This is a genomic window from Chamaesiphon sp. OTE_75_metabat_556 (assembly GCF_031378165.1).
Classification (GTDB): Bacteria; Cyanobacteriota; Cyanobacteriia; order Cyanobacteriales; family Chamaesiphonaceae; genus Chamaesiphon.
The window spans coordinates 1-5,781 of the sequence record NZ_JANNDR010000484.1; the positions used below are offsets into that span (position 1 = coordinate 1).

General features: G+C 45.4%; 5 protein-coding genes and 1 pseudogene. 2 read left to right on the top strand and 4 right to left on the bottom strand.

Going from position 1 to position 5,781, the window contains the following annotated elements; translation table 11 throughout:
* Together RMO27_RS19495 and RMO27_RS19500 are read left to right on the top strand one after the other, a co-directional pair.
* Positions 1 to 742: phytoene synthase (locus tag RMO27_RS19495; RefSeq protein ID WP_309735642.1), on the top strand; the 742-nt coding region annotated here is incomplete at its 5' end.
* Between the two features lie 206 nt (positions 743 to 948).
* Positions 949 to 2,091, top strand: coding sequence for a fatty acid desaturase (locus RMO27_RS19500; RefSeq protein WP_309735644.1), 1,143 nt, complete (start codon positions 949 to 951; stop codon positions 2,089 to 2,091).
* A gap of 128 nt (positions 2,092 to 2,219) precedes the next feature.
* Here RMO27_RS19500 and RMO27_RS19505 read toward each other — a convergent pair whose 3' ends face one another.
* From RMO27_RS19505 to RMO27_RS19520, 4 genes and pseudogenes are all read right to left on the bottom strand, one after another.
* Positions 2,220 to 3,164 (bottom strand): GDP-L-fucose synthase, encoded by a 945-nt coding sequence (locus RMO27_RS19505; RefSeq protein ID WP_309735646.1) that lies wholly within the window; start codon positions 3,162 to 3,164, stop codon positions 2,220 to 2,222.
* 354 nt (positions 3,165 to 3,518) lie between these two features.
* Complete coding sequence (gmd, locus tag RMO27_RS19510; RefSeq protein ID WP_309735648.1) at positions 3,519 to 4,598, bottom strand: GDP-mannose 4,6-dehydratase; 1,080 nt, start codon at positions 4,596 to 4,598, stop codon at positions 3,519 to 3,521.
* Positions 4,599 to 4,713: 115 nt separating this feature from the next.
* Positions 4,714 to 5,412 (bottom strand): sugar transferase, encoded by a 699-nt coding sequence (locus tag RMO27_RS19515; RefSeq protein WP_309735650.1) that lies wholly within the window; start codon positions 5,410 to 5,412, stop codon positions 4,714 to 4,716.
* 95 nt (positions 5,413 to 5,507) lie between these two features.
* A pseudogene (locus RMO27_RS19520) lies at positions 5,508 to 5,781 on the bottom strand (glycosyltransferase family 4 protein); the annotation flags it as partial.

Consider the following 5,781-nt stretch of genomic DNA (forward strand, 5'->3'; position numbering starts at 1 on the left):
CGATGGTGCAGATGCAGATGAGACGACGCCCGCGACGCTCGATCGTTGGGAAGCCCAGTTGGAGAGAATCTTTAGGGGTAGTCCTACCGATAGTTATGATGTAGCGTTAGTCGATACGATCGCCAGATTCCCAGATTTGGCGATTCAACCATTTCGGGACATGATTACCGGACAGCGGATGGATTTACGGAAGAATCGGTATGAGAGCTTTGAGGAGCTGTCGCTCTACTGCTATCGAGTGGCGGGGACAGTTGGCTTGATGTCCAATGCGATCGTCGGTATCGATGAAAGCCAATTAACTGCACCGTGGCACGATCGCGATCTCGATATTCCCACCGAACAAGCGGTCGCCCTGGGCATCGGCAAGCAATTGACGAATATCCTCCGCGATGTCGGCGAGGATGCCGAACGTGGGCGAATTTATTTACCGTTGGACGAGCTAGCTTTATTTAACTACACCGAGCAGGATTTGCTAAATCGGGTAGTAAATGACAATTGGCGTGCCTTGATGAAATTCCAGATTCAGCGCGCACGTAAGTATTATCAGCAAGCAGAAAGCGGGATTAGTCGGCTCAGTCCCGATGTGCGGTGGCCGGTGTGGGCGGCATTATTGCTATACCAACAGATCTTAGATTCGATCGAGCGCAATGATTATGATGTCTTCAATCGCCGCGCCTATGTCAGTAACCCCAAAAAACTCTGGTGTTTACCCGGTTCTTTTCTGCGATCCCAGGTTAAATAATTGAAGGTAGGATGAGATGGGTTTAATGGCACTTTGGCTCGATCGATGGTGTCAGTAATAGCATCCTTAGTCTATCTGCATTCATCGCCGCTAAACTGGTTGGCGATGCGTTTCGATCTTCCCAGGCAGAGATCTCAATCTCATGTTGGCATCGCCACTCAATGATGTGGCTGTGAGGATATTTGTTTATTAGAGTATGTTACTAAATGGAAAATCCGATTAAAAAGTCTGACTTTGTGCTCACCCCGTACATGAAGAGCGACGACTTCCGCGCAACTTATCAAATTCTCAATACCGTCGTTCCTTATATCGGTTTGTGGTTCTTGGCAGTCAAAGTCGCCGCGATTTCTATTTGGTTACTACCGCCGATTATCTTGTTGATGACGCTATTTTCGTTGCGCTGTTTTTCATTGATGCACGATTGCGGTCACTATTCACTCTTTAGTTCCAAGAAAGTCAACCGCTGTGTCGGATTTTTGCTGGGGATTATCAATGCTATCCCTCAATATCCCTGGTCGCGCGATCATGCCTACCACCACAAAACCAATGGTAATTGGGAGCGATATCGCGGGGTGGCGGACTTTCTCTCTACCGACGAGTTTGCCAAACTTAATGACAAAGAACGTCAAACTTATGCATTTATCAGACAGCCGATCATGGCAATTCCTGGTGGTTTTTTCTATCTAGCGATCGCCCCTCGGATGGCACTAATTATTGGAGTCTACGATCTGATTCGCGATATTATTAGGCAGAAACAACAACATCCAGAACTAAGTTTAGCAGCAGCGATCTCGATCCATCAATCTAAACATTGGCAGTCGAGTACCGAGTTTTGGGATTTATTTTTTAATAATATTTGTGTAATTAGTAGTTGGATTTACTTGAGTAATCTCCTCGGGGCTGGCTTCTTTTTGAGTGTTTACTCACTGGTGCTAACTTGTTCGGCAGTCATTTTCATCTGTGTCTTTTTTGTCCAACATATTTTTGAAGGTTCATCAGCTCACAAGAACGAAAGCTGGGATTATTTGCAAGGCGCGATCGAAGGTAGTAGTTATTTAGAGCTACCGCTATTGCTTAAGTGGTTCACCGCTGACATCGGCTATCACAATATCCATCATCTATCCGAGCGCATTCCCAATTATCATCTTGAGGCTTGTCATCGCCAAAACTTGCACCTGCTCTCAAATGTTAAAACCTTGCGGGTGGGGGATATGCTCGACTGTGCCAAGTTTGTGTTGTGGGATGCAGATTCAAATAGTCTAGTATCGATTGACTCATTTCTTCAAGGTATTCCCCACAATCCAGAATTAGAAGTATCTCCTGCCACGCTGGCGATGAATCTCAAATAAAGGAACTAGAATCGATCTCGATTGTGCCGACTCACAACAATTTCAGACAACCAAAAGTAGGGGCAATTCATGAATTGCCCCTACTTTTTATCGGCTACTTTTTAGTGTTTAATATCGTTGTGGATCGACTAAGATCCATGCTGGCGATACCAATCGATCGTATTTTTGAGGCCAGTTTCGATATCGACTTGAGCGGTAAATCCGAAATACTCTTTGGCTCTTTGAGTATCTAGACAACGGCGTGGTTGACCATTAGGTTTGTCAGTTTGCCAGACAATTTCTCCTTGGTAATCCATCAGTTTACAGATTAAAGTAATCAAATCTTTAATCGTAATTTCATAGTTGGTGCCGAGATTGACTGGTTCTGCGCCATCGAAACTGGTGGTCGCGATCGCAATCCCTCTAGCAGCATCATCGACATAGATAAACTCGCGACTGGGACTACCATCACCCCAGACTGGAATTTGCTGATCACCAGCAATTTGGGCTTCATGTACCTTACGAATTAGAGCCGGAATTACATGAGAACTTTCAGGTTTAAAGTTATCAGCGGGGCCGTATAAATTCACAGGTAATAGATAAATACCGTTAAATCCATATTGCTGACGGTAGGATTGCAATTGCACTAATAGTGCTTTTTTAGCGACACCATAAGGTGCGTTAGTTTCTTCGGGATAACCTTCCCAGAGATCTGCTTCTTTAAATGGTACGGGTGTAAATTTAGGATAAGCACAAATCGTCCCCACACAGACAAATTTAGCCACTTTGGCTTGGTAAGCAGCATGAATTAATTGGGTACCCATCATCAAATTATCGTAGAATAATTCGGCGGGTTTGAGTTGATTCAAGCCAATGCCGCCGACGTGTGCGGCCAGATGGACGATGATGTCTTGACATTGAACTGCTTGATGACAGTTATCGAGTACCCGCAAGTCACAATCGGCGGATCTAGGGACAGTTATCTTAGCTGGATCGGCACCTTGAGAGCAAAGCTGGCTAATAACCTGTTGACCTAGAAACCCAGCACCTCCAGTTACGAGGATACGCTTAGTAGATAAATCTAGATTTGTCATAAATTCTCTGAATGCGGGTGTCTAAATATTACCTACAAAAGTAAGTACTAATCACTAAGTTAGCAGGCGTAAATATTGAAGGAATATTAATTAAGCCAAAAAATCAGATGGTGGGCAGCGGATCGCATCTGAATGATGCGATCCAAGACAATGACCACTCTACTATCGATGATGACCAGGGTGGATTAATTGTCAAAAAAGAAAAACATCTTAGTTCATGAAATGAACTTTTGCAGTTAGCCCGAAATTCATTTCAGGGCGGTTGGCGACTAAATACTAAGGTTTCAGATTTCCTACCGCAACAATTAATTCACCCTAACCCTACTGTAGATGATGACGACTCAAAACTTGAATTTAATCGTGCATGGTAGCTAGGGCTTGACGAACGATCGCTACATCCGGTAGTACAGCTTCACCATGATAATTAGGCGATTTGATGCCGAGCGCATGGAGATCGGTATCGACCATCAAATGAACGAGTTCGGTAAAAGTTACTGATGGTTTCCAGCCCAACTTTGTCTGGGCTTTAGTCGGATCGCCGATCAATAATTCGACTTCTGCCGGACGTAAATAACGAGCATCAAATTCGACATAATCTTTCCAGTTGAGATTGACATAATCGAAGGCCACAGTTAGGAATTCATGGATCGCATGGGTTTCACCAGTAGCAATCACATAATCATCGGGAGTCTCCTGTTGGAGCATCAACCACATCGCCACGACATAATCTTTGGCATAGCCCCAATCCCGCTTGGATTCGAGATTGCCGAGATAGAGTTTATCCTGTTGCTTGGCCATAATCCGCGCGATCGCGCGGGTAATTTTGCGCGTGACAAAGGTTTCGCCGCGACGGGGGGATTCGTGATTGAATAAAATCCCATTACAACCGAAGATATTGTAAGATTCGCGATAGTTAACGGTTTGCCAGTGGGCGTAGAGTTTGCCACAAGCATAAGGACTGCGGGGGTAAAATGGGGTAGTTTCCGATTGTGGGACTTCTTGAACTAAACCGTACATTTCCGAAGAACCCGCTTGATAATAGCGCACTTGGAGTTTGGTGCGTTGTTCGTAGTCGCGGATGGCTTCGAGTAAGCGGAGCGCGCCCATCGCGACGGTATCAACCGTATATTCTGGTGCGTCAAAGCTGACGCGGACGTGAGATTGGGCACCGAGATTGTAGACTTCGTGGGGTTGGGTAAGTTCTAATAACCGCCGTAAGGTGACGCCATCAGCTAAGTCGCCGTAATGCAAAAAGAGTTTAGCCCCAGGTGTATGAGGATCTTGGTACAAATGCTCGATCCGATCGGTATTGAAAGTTGATGTTCGCCGAATGATGCCATGAACTTCATAGCCTTTAGATAGTAGAAGTTCGGCCAGGTAGGAGCCATCCTGTCCGGTGATCCCTGTAATTAGTGCGCGTTTGATTTCTGTCATTTTGGCTCTTATCAGTTATTTCAGTAGATCGCTAGGGGTGGATTGTCCCCATCATCATAAATCTGAATTGCGATCGCATCCTACCAGTTTTTTGACTATTATGTAGTTGCTATTGCTAATATGCCCCATTATTTTTAGGGAGTACTGTTAATCGGATCGTTTTGAAGATAATCCGCAGATCCAACCAAAAATTTCGGCGTCTGACATAGCTGACATCAATGTCGATCCGCTGCTCATAGGGGATATCGTTGCGACCGGAAACTTGCCACAAACCAGTAATTCCCGGCCTAATCGTCAACACCCGATCGATCTTGGTGCCATAACGGGCAATTTCGTCAGGGACGAGCGGTCGCGGTCCGACAACGCTCATTTCGCCTTTGAGGACATTGATAAACTGCGGAAATTCATCTAGGTTAGTAGTCCGCAGGAATTTACCAATTTTGGTGATGCGCGGATCTTGCTTGAGCTTAAAATTTTCCGAAAACTCCTGACGCAGATCCTCTGATTGCGCCATCATTTCATCGAGTAGCCGATCGGCATCAGGAATCATTGTCCTAAACTTGATACAGCCAAAGTGACGATAATTTTTACCGACGCGCTCTTGAATATAAAAAATCGGGCCGGATGAAGTACAGACGATCGCCAGCGATAGAGCTAGATAGACCGGAGCGCAAAATACCAGCACTAGCAACGAAAAAATAATGTCAAATAGCCGTTTGTTAAAGTTGCGATACTTCTTGCCGTGTCGAATGCGCTGCTGGGCTAGAGGCTTGACTACTGCTTTATTTGAAACAGGTTTACTGACTACGGTCATTTTAGTCCTCAATTTCACTCGATCACCAATATTCCCCAGATTATATATAAAAAGATTACCCCCTGCTCTACTTGTCACCAACGGTTTGGAGTAATTTAGGCTTCATTAGCTGTTGGCCTAATTCCCGATTGCCACTGTCGTTGGTAGCGATCGAGTAAACTGAGATACTCAGATCGAAACACTGCGGCGGCAAACCCTTCAGCATGGAGCCGAATTTGCTCTGCTGAAAACTGCTGGTGGTAAATTTCAAACGTGTCGATTGCCATGACGATCGCCGCTGTAGTTTGAGTGGGAAACAGGATGCCAGTGCCGCGATCTGGATCGGAACGAATGTCTACCACAGTTTCAGCAGCACCACCTCTGCCATAA